The 15,247-nt window shown below is 65.5% G+C and carries 18 protein-coding genes and 3 tRNA genes; 13 read left to right on the top strand and 8 right to left on the bottom strand.

All coding sequences use genetic code 11. The features are described 5' to 3' along the window. Positions 1–48 precede the first annotated feature (48 nt). Positions 49–1,245 (top strand): cysteine desulfurase-like protein, encoded by a 1,197-nt coding sequence (locus AC5Y4N_RS04710; protein ID WP_499910839.1) that lies wholly within the window; start codon positions 49–51, stop codon positions 1,243–1,245. A 13-nt stretch (positions 1,246–1,258) separates the two neighbouring features. On the opposite strand, the gene AC5Y4N_RS04705 is transcribed toward AC5Y4N_RS04710, so the two are convergent. Beyond that, the gene (locus AC5Y4N_RS04705; RefSeq protein WP_499910836.1) at positions 1,259–2,242 is read right to left on the bottom strand and encodes an NAD(P)H-quinone oxidoreductase; all 984 of its coding nucleotides are present in this window, start codon (positions 2,240–2,242) and stop codon (positions 1,259–1,261) included. Between the two features lie 66 nt (positions 2,243–2,308). Between AC5Y4N_RS04705 and AC5Y4N_RS04700 the strand changes: the two genes are divergently transcribed. Both AC5Y4N_RS04700 and AC5Y4N_RS04695 read left to right on the top strand, forming a co-directional pair. Then, entirely contained in the window at positions 2,309–2,821 is a 513-nt protein-coding gene (locus AC5Y4N_RS04700; RefSeq protein ID WP_499910834.1) for a MarR family winged helix-turn-helix transcriptional regulator, read from the top strand. Positions 2,822–2,854: 33 nt separating this feature from the next. Further along, positions 2,855–2,941 (top strand) — tRNA-Ser (locus AC5Y4N_RS04695). Between the two features lie 9 nt (positions 2,942–2,950). Here the strand turns inward: AC5Y4N_RS04695 and AC5Y4N_RS04690 are convergent. Further along, a complete protein-coding gene (locus AC5Y4N_RS04690) occupies positions 2,951–3,775 on the bottom strand; it encodes a crotonase/enoyl-CoA hydratase family protein (RefSeq protein WP_499910832.1) in 825 nt (274 codons plus the stop codon). A gap of 81 nt (positions 3,776–3,856) precedes the next feature. Between AC5Y4N_RS04690 and AC5Y4N_RS04685 the strand changes: the two genes are divergently transcribed. Then, entirely contained in the window at positions 3,857–4,438 is a 582-nt protein-coding gene (locus AC5Y4N_RS04685) for a TIGR03086 family metal-binding protein (RefSeq protein WP_499910830.1), read from the top strand. Positions 4,439–4,530: 92 nt separating this feature from the next. Here AC5Y4N_RS04685 and AC5Y4N_RS04680 read toward each other — a convergent pair whose 3' ends face one another. Both AC5Y4N_RS04680 and hisC read right to left on the bottom strand, forming a co-directional pair. Next, on the bottom strand, positions 4,531–4,998 hold the full coding sequence (locus tag AC5Y4N_RS04680; protein WP_499910828.1) for a DUF4334 domain-containing protein: 468 nt from the start codon (positions 4,996–4,998) through the stop codon (positions 4,531–4,533). Then, positions 4,988–6,052 (bottom strand): histidinol-phosphate transaminase, encoded by a 1,065-nt coding sequence (gene hisC / locus AC5Y4N_RS04675; RefSeq protein ID WP_499910827.1) that lies wholly within the window; start codon positions 6,050–6,052, stop codon positions 4,988–4,990. Before hisC ends, AC5Y4N_RS04680 begins: the two co-directional genes overlap by 11 nt. A gap of 96 nt (positions 6,053–6,148) precedes the next feature. Between hisC and AC5Y4N_RS04670 the strand changes: the two genes are divergently transcribed. Together AC5Y4N_RS04670 and AC5Y4N_RS04665 are read left to right on the top strand one after the other, a co-directional pair. Further along, positions 6,149–6,240: transfer RNA gene (locus tag AC5Y4N_RS04670), tRNA-Ser, on the top strand. A 14-nt stretch (positions 6,241–6,254) separates the two neighbouring features. Continuing rightward, positions 6,255–6,327, top strand: a tRNA-Arg gene (locus AC5Y4N_RS04665). 195 nt (positions 6,328–6,522) lie between these two features. On the opposite strand, the gene AC5Y4N_RS04660 is transcribed toward AC5Y4N_RS04665, so the two are convergent. Then, the gene (locus AC5Y4N_RS04660; RefSeq protein WP_499910825.1) at positions 6,523–6,864 is read right to left on the bottom strand and encodes a hypothetical protein; all 342 of its coding nucleotides are present in this window, start codon (positions 6,862–6,864) and stop codon (positions 6,523–6,525) included. A gap of 63 nt (positions 6,865–6,927) precedes the next feature. Further along, positions 6,928–7,830: a hypothetical protein gene (locus AC5Y4N_RS04655; RefSeq protein WP_499910823.1), complete on the bottom strand. Its 903-nt coding sequence runs from the start codon at positions 7,828–7,830 to the stop codon at positions 6,928–6,930. 186 nt (positions 7,831–8,016) lie between these two features. Here AC5Y4N_RS04655 and pyrE point away from each other — a divergent pair, with 186 nt between their 5' ends. Genes pyrE through AC5Y4N_RS04640 form a run of 3 tightly spaced genes read left to right on the top strand, consistent with a single transcriptional unit; the run spans position 8,017 to position 9,451 of the window. Then, positions 8,017–8,580 (top strand): orotate phosphoribosyltransferase, encoded by a 564-nt coding sequence (pyrE, locus tag AC5Y4N_RS04650; protein WP_499910821.1) that lies wholly within the window; start codon positions 8,017–8,019, stop codon positions 8,578–8,580. Then, entirely contained in the window at positions 8,577–8,963 is a 387-nt protein-coding gene (locus AC5Y4N_RS04645) for a nuclear transport factor 2 family protein (RefSeq protein ID WP_499910819.1), read from the top strand. Before pyrE ends, AC5Y4N_RS04645 begins: the two co-directional genes overlap by 4 nt. Further along, complete coding sequence (locus tag AC5Y4N_RS04640) at positions 8,960–9,451, top strand: metallophosphoesterase family protein (RefSeq protein WP_499910817.1); 492 nt, start codon at positions 8,960–8,962, stop codon at positions 9,449–9,451. The genes AC5Y4N_RS04645 and AC5Y4N_RS04640 overlap by 4 nt, the downstream gene beginning before the upstream one ends. Here the strand turns inward: AC5Y4N_RS04640 and AC5Y4N_RS04635 are convergent. Next, positions 9,423–9,788, bottom strand: a complete 366-nt coding sequence (locus AC5Y4N_RS04635) for a DUF1622 domain-containing protein (RefSeq protein ID WP_499910815.1) — start codon at positions 9,786–9,788, stop codon at positions 9,423–9,425. The genes AC5Y4N_RS04640 and AC5Y4N_RS04635 overlap by 29 nt on opposite strands. Positions 9,789–9,861: 73 nt before the next feature. On the opposite strand from AC5Y4N_RS04635, the gene AC5Y4N_RS04630 reads away from it, so the two are divergent. Genes AC5Y4N_RS04630 through AC5Y4N_RS04620 form a run of 3 tightly spaced genes read left to right on the top strand, consistent with a single transcriptional unit; the run spans position 9,862 to position 13,822 of the window. Further along, positions 9,862–11,742 (top strand): alkyl/aryl-sulfatase, encoded by a 1,881-nt coding sequence (locus AC5Y4N_RS04630; protein ID WP_499910813.1) that lies wholly within the window; start codon positions 9,862–9,864, stop codon positions 11,740–11,742. A gap of 30 nt (positions 11,743–11,772) precedes the next feature. Further along, on the top strand, positions 11,773–11,928 hold the full coding sequence (locus AC5Y4N_RS04625; RefSeq protein WP_499910811.1) for a hypothetical protein: 156 nt from the start codon (positions 11,773–11,775) through the stop codon (positions 11,926–11,928). 37 nt (positions 11,929–11,965) lie between these two features. Further along, positions 11,966–13,822 (top strand): CocE/NonD family hydrolase, encoded by a 1,857-nt coding sequence (locus AC5Y4N_RS04620; protein WP_499911042.1) that lies wholly within the window; start codon positions 11,966–11,968, stop codon positions 13,820–13,822. Between the two features lie 16 nt (positions 13,823–13,838). Here the strand turns inward: AC5Y4N_RS04620 and AC5Y4N_RS04615 are convergent, their stop codons facing one another. Next, positions 13,839–14,606 (bottom strand): SDR family NAD(P)-dependent oxidoreductase, encoded by a 768-nt coding sequence (locus AC5Y4N_RS04615; protein WP_499910810.1) that lies wholly within the window; start codon positions 14,604–14,606, stop codon positions 13,839–13,841. 19 nt (positions 14,607–14,625) lie between these two features. On the opposite strand from AC5Y4N_RS04615, the gene AC5Y4N_RS04610 reads away from it, so the two are divergent. Next, positions 14,626–15,231 (top strand): histidine phosphatase family protein, encoded by a 606-nt coding sequence (locus AC5Y4N_RS04610; RefSeq protein WP_499910807.1) that lies wholly within the window; start codon positions 14,626–14,628, stop codon positions 15,229–15,231. Positions 15,232–15,247 lie beyond the last annotated feature (16 nt).

The raw sequence follows: 15,247 nt of genomic DNA, 5'->3' as shown, positions 1-15,247 counted from the left end.
GCGACGGGTCGGCTAGTCGAGATCTTCAGACGCTCTGAGGTGGCTCATATGGTGTACGACGTTGCCCGGGTGCGCGGTTTGCATCCGACCTTGGGCGACGGTTGGGTGCACTTCGACGCGCAGCTCGGCATGTTGGTCCCGGACGCCGTCGCCACCACGGTGTCCACCGCCTTCCGCGGCTCTCGACCGGACCCCCGCGGTCCGCACCCGGCGGCGCGCCGCAGCGCGGCCGTGCTGGAAGCCGCCCGCCAGGCCGTCGGCGATTTGGTGAACGCCGATCCGCGCGGGGTGGTGCTCGGCGCGGACCGCGCCGTCTTGCTGCGGGCGCTCGCCGACGCGTCGGCCTCGCGGGCCGGTCTCGGCTACGAAGTGGTGGTAAGCCGGCTCGACGACGAGGCGAACATCGCCCCATGGCTGCGGGCAGCAAATCGCTACGGCGCCAGGGTCAAGTGGGCCGAGGTCGACATCGAGACCGGCGACCTGCCGTCGTGGCAGTGGGAAAGCCTGATCAACAAGGCAACTCGGCTGGTGGCGATCACGTCGGCGTCGTCGACGCTGGGCACGGTCACCGATCTGCGCGTGGTCACCAAGCTCGCGCACGACGTCGGTGCGCTGGTAGTGGTCGACCACTCCGCGGCCGCGCCGTACCGGTTGATGGACATCAACGACGTCGACGCCGACGTGGTGGCGGTCAACGCGGTCGGCTGGGGCGGTCCACCGATCGGTGCGCTGGCATTCCGCGAGCCGTCGATCATGGAGACGTTCGCCTCGATGTCGCTGACACCCAATGCCACCGGGCCGGCCCGATTCGAAACTGGAGTGCACCAGTTCGGGCTGCTGGCCGGAGTGGTCGCCAGCATCGAATACCTTGCGGCCCTTGACGAGTCGGCCAGCGGCACCCGCAGGCAGCGGCTCGCGATGTCGATGCAGTCGGCGGGCTTGTACATGGACCGGGTGTTCGATTACCTGCTGGTCTCCCTGCGGTCGCTGCCCCGGGTGATGGTGCTCGGGCGTCCGGAGGTGCGCATCCCGGTGCTGAGTTTCGCGGTGATGGACGTGCCGGCGGACCGGGTGGTGCAACGGCTGGCCGACAACGGAATCTGCGCGATCGCCAACGCGCCGTCGCGGGTGCTGGATCTGATCGGCGTCAACGACGTCGGGGGCGCTGTGTCGATCGGGCTGGCGCACTACTCGACGACGGCGGAGGTGGATCAGCTGGTCCGCACGCTGGCGTCGCTCGGCTGATCAGCTCGCGGGGCTAATCGCCTACACGCAGAACGACTTTGCCGATCACCTCGCCCTCGGACAGCATCCGGTGAGCCTGCGCGGCCTTCTCGATCGGCAGCACGGCACCGATCACCGGCCGCACGCGCCCGTCGGCGATCATCGGCCAGACGTTGCGGACGACCTCTTCGACGATCGTCCCCTTGCCGGCGGGCCCGTCGACCGGGCGGCTGCGCAAGGCGGTGGCGATCACGCCGGCGCGTTTGGCCAGCAGCTTGCCCAGGTTCAACTCTGCCGTGGTACCGCCCTGCATGCCGATCACCACCAGACGGCCGTCGTTGGCCAGCGCGTCGATGTTGCGGTCGAGGTACTTGGCTCCGATGATGTCGAGGATCACGTCTGCACCGGCGCCATCGGTGGCCTCACGAATCCGCTCGACGAAGTCCTCGTCGCGGTAGTTGATCGTGATGTCGGCGCCGAGTTCGCGCGCGGCGTCGAGTTTCTCCGGCGACCCGGCCGTCACCGCGACGCGAGCGCCCAGCGCCTTGGCCACCTGGATGCCGTGCGTGCCGATGCCGCTGCCACCGCCGTGCAGCAGCACGGTCTGACCGGAGTGCAGTCCCGCCGTCATCACCAAGTTCGACCACACCGTGCCGGCCACCTCGGGCAGACCCGCGGCGGCAATCAGATCGACACCGTCGGGAACCGGCATCAGTTGACGAGCCGGCACCGCCACGTATTCCGCATAGCCGCCACCTGCCAGCAAAGCGCAAACTTCCTGTCCGGGTTCCCATCCGGACACGCCGTCGCCAATTTCGGTTATTACCCCAGAGGCTTCCATCCCCAAAATGTCGCTCGCGCCCGGCGGAGGTGGGTAATGTCCAGCCGCTTGTAGCAAATCAGCACGATTAACTCCCGCGGCCCGCACCCGCAGGACGACCTCACCTTTCCCAGGGTGCACATCAGGTACTTCTTCCCAGGACATGCGGTCGGACGACCGTGCTACAACGGCGCGCATGAGGCAACGGTACTCCCGCACCATTTCGGTGCGCTGGCAACGTCCTCTGCTTTAGGATGAACGCCCATGGAGGTGTTGATCGGGGGGCGCTCGGCCAGCGAGATGCCGGGTTTGGACATTGCCGAGATGAAATCTTGGCAAAACTTCCTGGAGGCGTCGCTGCGATTGTCGGTGATCCTCAATAGGGGGCTTGTCGACGCGCACAAACTGACGCTCAACGACGTGCGGTTGCTGGACTTGCTGAACAACACGCCGTCGGGGTCGGCGCGAATGGGGGATCTGGCCGAGCAGCTGATGTCGCTGCCGAGCCGGGTCACCCGGCAAATCCGACGGCTCGAGGGCCAGGGCCTGGTGCGGCGGGAAGCCAGTCCCGACGACCGCCGGGGGGTGTTGGCCACGATCACCGACGAGGGCCGCGATTCCGTCAACGAGGCGATGGTCACCTACGCCCAGTGCGTGCGAACGCACTTCCTGGGCCAGCTGTCACGACCGCAGGTGGCCGCGCTGGGGGAAAACTGCCGGCGAATCATCGCCGGCGTGAAGCTGAGCGAGCAGCCGCGGCGGGCCGGCCGCGCCTAGGGCGGCGCGCCTGGGGTGGCTACGCTTGTCCGCGGTGGCGTGGCAGAGCGGCCTAATGCACTCGCCTTGAAAGCGAGAGACGGCTAACACCGTCCGGGGGTTCAAATCCCTCCGCCACCGCCGATTTCGCTATTCGCCCGTGAAGTTCGGCGGCCGCTTGGCGAACGTCGCCGAGATGGCTTCGGTCAGGTCCTTCGAGGGCAGAAACGCCGCGTTCCACGCCGCGACGTAGCGCAGGCTTTCCGACACTCGCGAGGTCCGCTGCTGATCCAGCACGTCCTTGATGCCGCGCACCGTCAGCGGCGGGTTCGCCGCAATTTCGGCTGCGGTCGCGTGCGCAGCCGCCAGGCACGCCTGCGCGTCGTCGTAGACGTCGTTGACCAAGCCGATCTTCTCCGCGCGGACAGCGTCAATGTCCTTGCCTGTCAACGCCAATTCACGCAGATGCCCGTCGTTCAGGATCAACGGCAGCCGGGCCAGGCTGCCCACGTCCGCGACGATCGCGAGCTTCACCTCGCGCACCGAGAACTTGGCGTCGGCGCTCGCGTAGCGGATGTCCACCGCCGAGATCAGGTCGACGCCTCCGCCCACACACCACCCGTGCACCGAGGCGATGGTCGGCGTGCGGCAGTCGGCGACGGCGTTGATCGCCTTCTGCATCCGCAGCACCTCGGCGTGGAACTCGGCCCGCGGCCGCGCCGACGCGCCGTCCGCGATGACCGCGGTCAGGCTTCCACCCATCGCGGGCAGGTCCAGGCCGTAGCTGAAATTGCGGCCCGAGCCGGTGATCACGATCGCGCGCACGTCGCGGTCGGCGTCCAGCTTTTCGAACAGCTCCGGCATCTCGGACCAGAACGCCGGACCCATCGCGTTGCCCTTGCCGGGTCCGATCAGCGTCACCCGCGCCACGTGGTCGTCGACGTCGACGGTCACGGATTCGTATGCGTCTGCCATGCCTGCAGGCTATCGGCGGCCGTCGAGACCCCATGTCGGCAGGGGGATACCGCTCTGGCGATGACGGCTACGGTTGGGACTATGCCCTCGGATTACCCCGCCGGCGCAGAGACGCCGCCGATCGACGAATTGAGCAGTGCCGAAGCCGCATTGACGGAGCTGCAGCGAGTGGTGCACGTCATCTCGGCGGACGACCTGGGCAAGCAAACTCCATGCCGCGAGTACGACGTCGCCGCCCTCACCGATCACCTGATGAGCTCGATCACGACGATCGGGGAAGCGGCCGGGGCGCAGCTGCCGCCCCGAGACAGCACCGATTCCGTCGAGCGGCAGATCATCCTTGCGGCGCGGCCGACGTTGGATGCGTGGCGCAGACGCGGCGTCGACGGCACCGTGAAGCTGGGTTCCAACGAGGCGCCGGCCAAGGTGATGGTCGGGGTGCTGTCGATCGAATTCCTTGTCCACGCTTGGGATTACGCGCAAGCCACGGGTCAGACGGTGCAGCCCACGCCCGAACTGGCGGAGTACGTGTACGGCTTGGCGCGCAACATCATCACCCCGCAGGGGCGCGCCACCGTCGGCTTCGACGAGCCGGTCGAGGTAGGTGAGGACGCGTCGGCGTTCGACCGGCTGATCGCGTTCACGGGTCGGCGCCCGAGCTAGACCCGCTCGGATTGCGCGCCGAGCGTGAGCGCACGGCGAAAACCGGCCGATTTTTTCGCAACCGGCTCACGTTCGGCGACGGGCCGTAACGTCTAGACCCGCTCGAGGTAGAAGTACAGGTGGCGGCCGTCGATCACGGCGCCTTTGCCGTTCATGATGCCCATGACGGCGTTGTCGTCGATCTTCTTGAAGTGATCGTGCACGGGCCGGCCGTCGTAAACCATGCTGGCCGTCACCTCGCCGCGGAACTCCTCCATCCACAGGCTGGCCTCGCCGTTCATCGCCTCGGTGTTGGAGAACTTGTTGCCGTCGGCGTCCAGGCACACCAGCGGCTTGGCGTCGGTGGCGGAGTGAAAGGTCTTGCCGAACCAGTTCAGCCGTTTCATGAAGCCGTTGGCGGGGTGGCCGGTGTCGAACTCCCCGCCCTTCCATTCGCCCAGCATGAACTCGACCGTGGCCGGCTCCAGCGTCGCCCAGAACTCGTCGAGTTCGGCATCAGGGATCTGCCCCGTGCGCTCCTTGAGTTCCGTGAACGTCTTGCGGGCCACGTCATCGGTCACGGTTGTCTCCTATCCAGTGCCGGGCGAAGTCGAGGAAGGCGTCGTTCTCGTGCGGCGCTCCGATGGTGACCCGCACGCCGTCCTGGCCGTAGGGCCGCACGATGAGCCGCGAGTCGGCGGCGGCGGTCACGAACTCGGAGGTGCGCTCGGCCAGCGGCAGCCACACGAAGTTCGCCTGTGACGGCGGCAGCGGGTAGCCCGCCGCAACCAGTGCCGACGCGACCCGCTCCCGTTCGGCCACCACGTCGTCGGTGCGTGCCAGCAACTCGTCGGCGGCGTCCAGCGAGGCGATCGCCGCGGCCTGCGCAATGCTGCTCACGCTGAACGGCACGTACGCCTTGCCCAGCGCAACCACGATGTCCGGGTCTGCGATCGCATAACCCACACGCAGCCCGGCCAGCCCGTAAGCCTTCGAAAAAGTCCGCAGCGCAACGACATTCGGATGGCGGCGCACCAAGTTCAAGGTGTCCGGCTGCATCCCGTCGCGGATGTACTCGACGTAGGCCTCGTCGATCGCGACAAGCACATCGGGCGGCACAGCCTCGACGAACTCGGTCAGCGCAGCAGGCTCGACCACGGTCGAGGTGGGGTTGTTGGGATTGCAGACGAACACCAGCCGCGTCCGGTCGGTAATCGCGTCGGCCATCGCCGTCAAGTCGAAGGTGTCATCGGTCAGCGGCACCTGCACGGGTGTGGCCCCTGCCAGGCGGACTTGCAGCGGGTACACCTCGAAGCTGCGCCAGCCGAACACCACCTCGTCGCCGGCGGCGGCGGTCAGCTGGATCAGCTGCTGGCACAGGCTCACCGAGCCGCAGCCCACCGAGATGTGCTCGGGGGTGAAGCCGACGTGCTCGGCGAGGCGCTCACGCAGTTCGGAATAGCCGTTGTCGGGGTAGCGGTTGATGCTGTCGGTGGCCTTCTCGATCGCCGCGCGGACCGTAGGCAGCGGACCGTGGACTGTCTCGTTACTGGCGATCTTGATGGCGCCCGGCACCGTCTTACCCGGGGTGTAGGCCGGCAGGTCGGCCAGCTCAGGGCGCAGACGGGCGGTCACCCGCCCAGCATAGGTTGCATGGGTTCGGGCGTTGCGGCGCTTTGCCTTGCGTGCTGAGCGCTGTGTACGCTGTGCCTTCGGCGGATGCCGTTTCAAGGAGGCGTGCCAGAGCGGCCGAATGGGGCTCACTGCTAATGAGTTGTCCGCCTTAAAGCGGACCGGAGGTTCAAATCCTCTCGCCTCCGCCACAACTGAATAACGAGCGCCCGTAGCTCAACGGATAGAGCATCTGACTACGGATCAGAAGGTTAGGGGTTCGAATCCCTTCGGGCGCGCCCATTGCTTTCGGGCCGCCGCTAATCGCCGGTTTGGCCTCAGTTCACATTCGAACTTTGGGTGACGCGCCCATGATCACGACTTCGTCGGACCATCCTGCGAGTCGATGGCTCCGATGCGGTATGGGTCTTCGGCGGGAGCGTGCGGCGTCCATTTACCCCGGAAATGTCTGGAAAGACCTTTCATCGGCTCAATCATGGAATTTCGCGGATAAAATACACTTTTCCACTCACGTGCTGATTGTTGTGCCCGTGGTTTGTGACCGCGACAAACATCTCGGTGCCGAACACGGGCACCGAAACGGCCACTCCGCCGAGTAGTGATCCGAACGTGCCTTCTCGACATAGTGCGAAAGCGTTGTTGGTCGTCCGGCCGAAGCGGACCTCCCACGAGACTCCGGCATCCGGACTGATGATGCTCAGCTGGATATGCACTTCCCGGGCTCCGGAGACGTTGAAGACGGCACTTTCCACCCGACCGCCCGGCGGTAGCGGCGTTGCATTGTTGATCAGGGTGTCGAAAACGACCTGCGGCATGTCCGGAGTGTCGCATACCGCATTGCGCAGCGGACCTTATTTCGCGCTATTTGCACGAATCCTTTAGGGAATGTAGACGGTGCGCGAGCGCAGCTGAATGAAAGGCACCCTGCATGTGAGCGAGCCCCAGATTCTGAAGTTCGACAAATTCGGCGGCTCAGGTATGCGACCGCCCGAGGTTGTGGTCAGGGTTGACCAGATGTTGACCCGGGCGACGACACCGAAGAGGTAGCCGCGTCCCTTCTGGACGACGAAGTCGGTTGAAAGCTGAGCACCGGTGAAAGAGTGCTTATCCGTGCGGACGGCGCTGATGCCCATGCCTGATTGAGTGAACCCGTCCGCCACCAGAATGGCTCGATAGTTCATCAAATCCCAGCCGCCTGGAACCTCCTGCCACATGGCGAGAACTAGCTCGGTAGTCGTGTGCGTGTCGCCCGCGATCTGTTCCAACATCTGCCACCAACGGAACTGACTTGTGCAGTCGACGTCGGGGCGCAAACTCACGACTCCATAGGAAAAGGTCGGTCTGTAGAAGAAACCGATCCCGGACTCAGCCTTCGTGAAACGGTCGTTAGGCGACAACAATTGTCTGAACGAGCCCACGTCACCAGTCGCGCTTGATGCAGTGTTGTATGTTTCCGTCTTCCACTGGTAGGCGTACCGATTCTGGCTTGGCGGTTCATCAAATGGCCAGTAGTCCTGATAGTGCGCCGCCGCCGGAATGTACCAGCTGCTCGGCCAACCGAAGTCGATCAGGCGCCAGCGGAACGGAAGCTTCCACAAGTTGTCCCGGACTACACCCGTGTAATCGCGCACCACGGGATCAAGGTGAGCTCGATCCAGTCGACCAGAAGCCAGTATTTCGTCGAACTCGACCGCTTTGTCGTACGCGCGCTGATCGAACGGAGACGGCAATGCAAAGTTCTCGATCGTCGTCCCCGTGATTTTCTCGTCCGCTTCGCTCATGTGGGCCTCTTTCATCTACTCCGGCCGGTGATCAGCCGCCGAAGTGAGTGTGCGCGCTGATATCTGTTGTGGCGCAGGTAGTCGGCTACTCAACTTCTTGATTGCACGTGCCACAACGGCTGCTGCGCGAAGACGGCTGAAACCGTAGGCGCGGTGCCGCCGCGACCCGGCCGTACCATTACCGCGGTGACGACATCGACCTCCTGGCAAGACGCCTTCGAGATCATCAAACGCGGCCACGAGTACCGCGACGTGCCGTTCAAGCTCGCCAGCGGCCAGACCAGCCATCACTACATCGACGGCAAGCACGCCGTCGACACCGGCGCCAGGCTGGCCGTCGTCAGCCGCGCCATCGTCGACCTGGCCCAGCAGCGCGGAATCGAATTCGATGCAGTGGGTGGCCTCACCATGGGTGCCGACGCGCTTGCCGTCGGCGTCGCGATGGTCACCGGCAAGGCGTGGTTCTCGGTCCGCAAGGAACCCAAGTCTCGTGGCCTCGAACAGTTCATCGAGGGCTTCCGGCTGCGCGACCACCCCGGCACGCGGGTGCTGTTGGTGGAAGACGTCGTCAGCACCGGCGGATCGGTTCGCAAGGCCCACGACAAAGTCATCGAGGCCGGCGCCGCGGTCACCGGTGTGATCCCGATGGTCGACCGCGGCGAGGTCGCTGCCCGCCTCTTCGCCGAGCTGAATGTGCCGTACGTTGCCCTTGTCACGTACAAAGACCTCGGAATCGAGCCCATCACATGACGCCGCCGGTGATTCAGCGCTGGATCGACATGATCGACAACCAGCGCACCGACCAGCTGCACGACCTGCTTGCCGACGATGCGGTGTTCTATTCGCCGGCGGTCTTCACGCCGCAACAAGGCCGCGCCAAGACACTCGCATACCTGCATGCCGCCGCAAAGTTGTTCGGCGCCAATGACTTCCGTTACGTCAACCACTGGTATGGCGACCGCTCGGCCGTGTTGGAGTTTGTCGCCGACATCGACGGCATCCACGTCAACGGCATCGACATGATCCACTGGAACGACGAGGGCAAGGTCACCGAAGTCAAGGTGATGCTGCGGCCGCTCAAGGCGCTGCAAGCGGTGATGCCCAAGATGGCCGAGCTGCTGCAGACGTCGTGAGACTGCTGCTGATCTCTGACACTCATGTGCCCAAGCGGGCCCGCGACCTGCCGCGCCCGGTGTGGGACGAAGTCGACGCCGCCGACGTGGTCATCCATGCCGGCGACTGGGTGGACGTAGCACTGCTCGACACGCTCGAGCATCGCGCCACGAACCTGATCGCCTGCTGGGGCAACAACGACGGACCCGAGCTGCGGGCCCGCCTACCCGATGAAGCCATTGCCACGCTGGACGGCGTGCGCTTCACCGTGGTGCATGAAACCGGTGGCGCCAAAGGCCGCGACGTGCGGATGGCACGCCGCTATCCCGGCGTCGACGTGCTGGTGTTCGGTCACAGCCACATCCCCTGGGACAGCACCGCGCCGACGGGACTGCGGCTGCTCAACCCTGGGTCGCCCACCGACCGGCGCCGCCAGCCGTACTGCACCTACATGACTGCGACCGTGCAGGACGGTCTGCTCAGTCAGGTTGTCCTGCACCGGATTTGACTGCCGGTCGGCGCTGCCACGGCCACGCACCCGTCATCTCCAACTGCAGCGAGAAGCTCAGGAACGTCCGAATAAGCACGATGCCGCCGAGCACCGCGACGCTCTGCGGTGTCGGTGTGATGGCCACCGTGCGGATGATGTCGGCAGCCACCAGGAATTCGAGGCCGAGCAGAATCGAGCGCCCGAGTTGGCGGCGAAACGATTCGTAGCGGCTGCCGTCGCCAATACGCCGCGTCAACGTCAGCGCCGCCGCGGCCAGCGCACCACCGACGATCACCGCAACGCCGGTCGCGTCGATCACCTTGCCGACGGTCTCGATGACCTCCACGAACGTCACCGCTGCATGGTAACGCGCTGATAATCAGCCGAATTCGATGTGCAGGGCGAGTCGTGGTGGCACTGTCGGGGCCATGACCACCAAGCCGCCCACCCCGACGATCGAACGCGCGCACAAGGATCACCTCGGCTCACTGCCATTGGACGACACCACCGATTTCGACGACGCAGATCGCGGGCTCATCGCGACGCTGCAACCGTGTGTGATCACGGCGGCCGACGGGAGGGTGGTGTGGGACAACGACGCCTACGCCTTCCTCACCGGCGACGCCCCCACGTCGGTACATCCCAGCTTGTGGCGCCAGTCGAAGCTGACCGCCAAGCAAGGCCTGTACGAAGTGGTCGACGGCATCTATCAAGTGCGCGGCTTCGACATCTCGAACATCACGTTCGTCGAAACCGACAACGGCGTCATTGTCATCGACCCGCTGATTTCGACCGAGGTCGCCGCGGCGGCGACGAGCCTGTACCGCGAACACCGCGGCGGCGACCGGCCGGTCGTGGCGGTCATCTACACCCACAGCCACGGCGACCATTTCGGCGGCGTGCTGGGCGTCACCAACCAACAAGACGTCGACGCCGGGAAAGTCAGTGTCCTTGCGCCCGAAGGGTTTACCGAGCACGCGGTGCAAGAGAACATCTACGCCGGCACCGCCATGACCCGGCGCGCCACCTACATGTACGGCACACTGCTGGCGCGGGGTCCGCAGGGTCAGGTGGGAACGGGTCTTGGGCAGAACACTTCCACCGGTGAGGTCGCGTTGATCGTGCCGACCGTTGTCATCACCGAAACGGGTGAGAAGCACACCATCGACGGTGTCGAAATCGAATTCCAGATGGCGCCGGGCACCGAGGCGCCTGCCGAAATGCACTTCTACTTCCCTCGCTACCGCGCCTTGTGTATCGCCGAGAACGCCACGCACAACTTGCACAATCTGTTGACGCTGCGGGGCGCACTGGTGCGCGACCCGCACGTGTGGTCGGGGTATCTGACCGAAGCGATCGACCGCTACGCCGATGACGCCGAGGTCGTGTTCGCCTCCCATCACTGGCCCACCTGGGGCCGTGGCCGCGTCGTCCAGTTCTTGTCGACGCAGCGCGACATGTACGCCTACCTGCACGACCAGACGCTGCGGCTGCTGAATCAGGGATACACCGGCGCTGAGATCGCCGAACAGTTTCAGTTGCCGCCGGCGCTTGACACCGCGTGGCACGTCCGCGGCTACTACGGCTCGGTGAGCCATAACGTCAAGGCGATCTATCAGCGGTACATGGGCTGGTTCGACGGAAATCCGGCCCGGTTGTGGCCGCACCCACCCGAAGAACTGGCAAGAAGGTACGTCGCGGCCCTCGGCGGCGTCGACCAGGTCGTGGAGATTGCACGAAAGGCGTTCGACGACGGTGACTTCCGCTGGGCCGCAACGTTACTCGACCATGCCGTCTTCACCGAGCCGGACCACCAGAACGCACGCCAGCTCTACGCGGACACCCTCGAGCAACTCGCTTACGGCGCCGAGAACGCGACCTGGCGCAACTTCTTCCTCTCCGGTGCGACAGAACTGCGTCAGGGCAACTTCGGCACGGCAACCCAGCTCGCGTCGCCGACAATGCTTGCCCAACTCACGCCGGAGCAGATGTTCGACATCTTGGCGATCAGCGTCAACGGCCCGCGCGCATGGACGCTCGACCTGACCTTCGACGTGACGTTCGCCGATCTGGATGTCAACTACCGCGTCACGCTGCACAACGGTGTCCTGGTGTACCGCAAGCGACCGGGGGACCGGTCCACCGCCGACGCGACCGTGCGGTTGGATGACAAGATGCGGCTGTTGACCTACGCGGCAGGCGACCGGACGTCGCCCGGCATCGACGTCAGCGGGGACAGTGACGCGCTGGCCTCCCTGGCCGGTGTCCTGGACAAGCCGAATCCCAACTTCGACATCGTCACGCCGTAACGATGCGCCAGACCAAGGAGAGCTTCCGTCATGGATCAGCAGAACGACCCGCCTGCCACGCCGAAGGACGCCCGGAAAGCGACGGAGAGCCAACGGGAGTGGCAGGCGCAGCACGATCAGCAGGGCACAGACCCGGACGCACCGGGACTGCACGAAAGCCGCGATCAGATCGCTGACGAAAACTAGCGACCGGATGCGCCGTCTCGCAACGGCCGCTCATGCTGTGCTTGCCATCGCACTTGTCGTGCTGTTGGTCGCGTGCAGCGAAAGCCCGCAGCCGCCGCGGCAGCCCGGGCGCGGGCCTTGTGCGGTGAGCAAGCAGACCGACGTGCCGGCACGCATGCGCGACGGCACGATCCTGCGCGCCGACGTCTACCGGCCCAGGACCGCAGACTCTGTGCCGGTGATCCTGATGCGCACCCAGTACGGCAAGTCCGGCGCGCAGACCAGCCCGTCACGCTACGAGCCGCCGGACTGGTTCGCGTCGCACTGCTATCTCGTTGCGGTGCAGGACGTTCGCGGGCAAGGCTCCTCAGAGGGCACGTTCAGTGAGTTCGGGCCCGACATGGCCGACGGCTACGACTCTGTGGAATGGGCAGCCGCGCTGCCCGGCGCCGACGGCAAGGTCGCGATGTACGGGTCGTCGTATGTCGGTGCGACGCAGTGGCTCGCAGCCGTCACCGCCCCGCCGCATCTGGTGACGATCGTGCCGGCCAACACCGCAGCGGATTACTACGACGGCTGGATGTACGAAGGTGGCGAATTCCGGCTCGGGTTCGTGCTGCCGTGGGCGATGACGTCGATCGCGACCACCGCGGCGGACAATCGCCATGACTCGGCCACGGCCGCCGAGTTGAGGGCGGCAGCGGGGGAGGTGACGCGGTGGCTGAGCTTCCGGCCGTACAAGGACTTACCCGTGTTGCACCCGGGCGACCCCGCCGTTGCACCGTGGTACTTCGACTGGATCCGGCACTCGACCCGCGACGACTACTGGACGCGCTGGAGCATCCGGGATCGCTATGCGGCAGTCAAGGTTCCCGTGCTCGATGTCGAGGGCTGGTACGACGCATTTCTGTCCGGAGGATTGGACAACTTCACCGGCATGGTCGCCCACGGCGCCACACCTCACGCGCGCAGCAACCAGCGGTTGGTGATCGGCCCGTGGGATCATCTGGATTGGGGGCGCACCGATTCACCGGCGCCGGCGTTGCTGAAAGACATTGGCGCCGTGGGCGACAGCCCTATCAACGAACTGATGTTGGCGTGGTTCGACCACTTCCTCAAGGGCGTCGACAACGGCGTGGCAGTCAGCCCGAGAGTGGACTACTTCCTGATGGGAGCCAACCGCTGGAAGTCGGCGCCAGGATGGCCGCTTCCGCAGACGCGCTGGACACGTTACTACCTGTCCGGCCACGGCGAATTCGCCGAGCGCACAGGCAAATTGGGCACCGAAGTGCCCGCAGCCGCGGAGCAGGCCGACGTTTACACCTACGATCCAGCGGTCCCGGCGCCCAGCCTCGGCGGGCATTCGTGCTGCGATGCCCGCAAGTCTCAGCAAGGTCCGTACGATCAGACTCCGGTCGAGCAGCGGTCCGACGTCCTCGTGTACGACAGCGCACCGTTGACCGCCGACACCGAAGTCACCGGCCCGATCGACGTGCACCTGTGGGCGGTGTCGACGGCAACCGACACCGACTTCACCGCGAAAGTGACCGTCGTCAAGCCCGACGGGCAAGTGATCAACCTCAACAACGGCATCCTGCGCGCCGCATTCCGTGACTCGCTGGCCGCTGCACAGCCGATCACACCCGGCCAGCCGTATGAGTACACGATCGCGGTGTGGCCCACGAGTTATCTGTTCCGTGCCGGCGATCGGATCGGTCTCGAGGTCTCCAGCAGCGATTACCCGCAGTTCGCGCCAAACCCCAACACCGGCAAGCCTTTCGGGCAGGACACCGACATGCGGACGGCAAGGCAGACGATCCTGCATGACGCTGCGCATCCGTCCTATGTGGTCCTGCCCGTCATCCCAGGTAGCGAGCAAGGCGCAGGTTCGTTCCCGATGCCCGCCCCACACTGAACGCAGCGTCGCGGTGTTACGGGATGCCGCCGTCCACCCGCACGATCGAGCCGGTGGTGAAGCTCGACGCGTCGGACATCAAATACAAAGCAGCACCGATGATTTCGTGCGGCTGCCCGGCGCGCTGCAGCGACAGGTGCCCGAACGGGTTCCCGGTCGCCTCATCCAGGTTCCACGCCTTGCTGATGTCGGTCAGAAACGGCCCGGGCATCAACGTGTTCACCCGTACTACGGGCGCAAACGCTTTGGCCAGCGCCTCGGTCACGGCGTTCAGCCCGGCCTTCGACGCCGCATAGGGGACGATGTCTGGGCCCGGCCGCAGCGATCCCACCGTGCTGACGTTGACGATCGAACCACGCCCGGCGGCGACCATGCGTTCGCCGATGAGCGCCGACAAGCGAAATGGCCCTTTGAGATTCAGGTTCATCACCGCGTCGAACAGCTTTTCCGTCACCGATGTCAGCGACTCGTACAGCGGGGACATACCGGCGTTGTTCACCAACACGTCGACCCTGCCGAACCGCTTGTACACCGCGTCGACCAGCCCGTCGAGTTGACCCCACCGCCCCACGTGCACGGCGTAGGGCATCGCTGCCCGGCCGGTCTCCTGGGTGATTTCGGCGGCGGTGGCTTGGCAGCTGTCGAAGTTGCGGCTGGCGACCACTACGTCGGCGCCGCAGCGCGCCGCCGCGAACGCCATCTCGCGGCCCAACCCCCGGCTGCCACCGGTGACCAGCACCACACGGTCGGTGAGGTCGAACAGGTCGTCGGCATACCCGGGCACGCCCTCTATGGTGGCACGCGTGCAATTGCTGTTGATCCGGCATGCGCTGCCCCTTCGCAGCGAGCCGGGTGAGGGCGCGGATCCCGAACTCTCCGATGTCGGTGTGGAACAGGCGCGCCGGCTGCCGAAAGCGCTGAGCCGCCACCCGATCACGCGGGTGCTCAGCAGCCCCCAACGGCGGGCGGTGCAGACCGCCGCGCCCGTCGCCGACGCGCTCGGCCTGGACGTCGAGATCGACGACCGCCTCGCCGAATATGACCGCGACATGGCACATTACGTCCCGATCGAGCAGATCCGCGAAGAGTTCCCCGAGGAGTGGCAGCGGCTGGCCAGCGGGCATCTGCCCAGCGGCGTCGACGAAGAAGCGTTCGTCAAGCGAGTGGTCGCCGCGATAGACCACGTCGTCGCCCACGCCGACCACGACGACACCGTGGCGTTGTTCAGCCATGGCGGGGTGATCAACGTGATCCTGCACCACATCCTCGGCACGCAACCCCTCCTGCTCTTTCCCATCGACTACGCCTCCGTCACGCGGCTGCGCTACTCCCGTCGAGGTGACTTCACCGTCGCCGAAGTCAACTGCACCGAGCACGTGTGGGACCTGCTGCCACGCAACTCTCGCTGACCCGATATACACAGTC

The organism is Mycobacterium sp. NGS19, assembly GCF_059813155.1.
The sequence above is the reverse complement of the archived record's forward strand: the minus strand, read 5'-3'. Positions and strand labels throughout refer to the sequence as shown.

Excerpts from the sequence above, each read along its gene's own strand:
- AC5Y4N_RS04710 (WP_499910839.1), top strand. The coding sequence starts at position 49 with ATGGTGTACGACGTTGCCCGGGTGCGCGGTTTGCATCCGACCTTGGGC.
- AC5Y4N_RS04705 (WP_499910836.1), bottom strand. The coding sequence starts at position 2,242 with ATGCGCGCCGTTGTAGCACGGTCGTCCGACCGCATGTCCTGGGAAGAA.
- AC5Y4N_RS04700 (WP_499910834.1), top strand. The coding sequence starts at position 2,309 with ATGGAGGTGTTGATCGGGGGGCGCTCGGCCAGCGAGATGCCGGGTTTG.
- AC5Y4N_RS04690 (WP_499910832.1), bottom strand. The coding sequence starts at position 3,775 with ATGGCAGACGCATACGAATCCGTGACCGTCGACGTCGACGACCACGTG.
- AC5Y4N_RS04685 (WP_499910830.1), top strand. The coding sequence starts at position 3,857 with ATGCCCTCGGATTACCCCGCCGGCGCAGAGACGCCGCCGATCGACGAA.
- AC5Y4N_RS04660 (WP_499910825.1), bottom strand. The coding sequence starts at position 6,864 with ATGCCGCAGGTCGTTTTCGACACCCTGATCAACAATGCAACGCCGCTA.
- AC5Y4N_RS04655 (WP_499910823.1), bottom strand. The coding sequence starts at position 7,830 with ATGAGCGAAGCGGACGAGAAAATCACGGGGACGACGATCGAGAACTTT.
- AC5Y4N_RS04645 (WP_499910819.1), top strand. The coding sequence starts at position 8,577 with ATGACGCCGCCGGTGATTCAGCGCTGGATCGACATGATCGACAACCAG.
- AC5Y4N_RS04630 (WP_499910813.1), top strand. The coding sequence starts at position 9,862 with ATGACCACCAAGCCGCCCACCCCGACGATCGAACGCGCGCACAAGGAT.
- AC5Y4N_RS04625 (WP_499910811.1), top strand. The coding sequence starts at position 11,773 with ATGGATCAGCAGAACGACCCGCCTGCCACGCCGAAGGACGCCCGGAAA.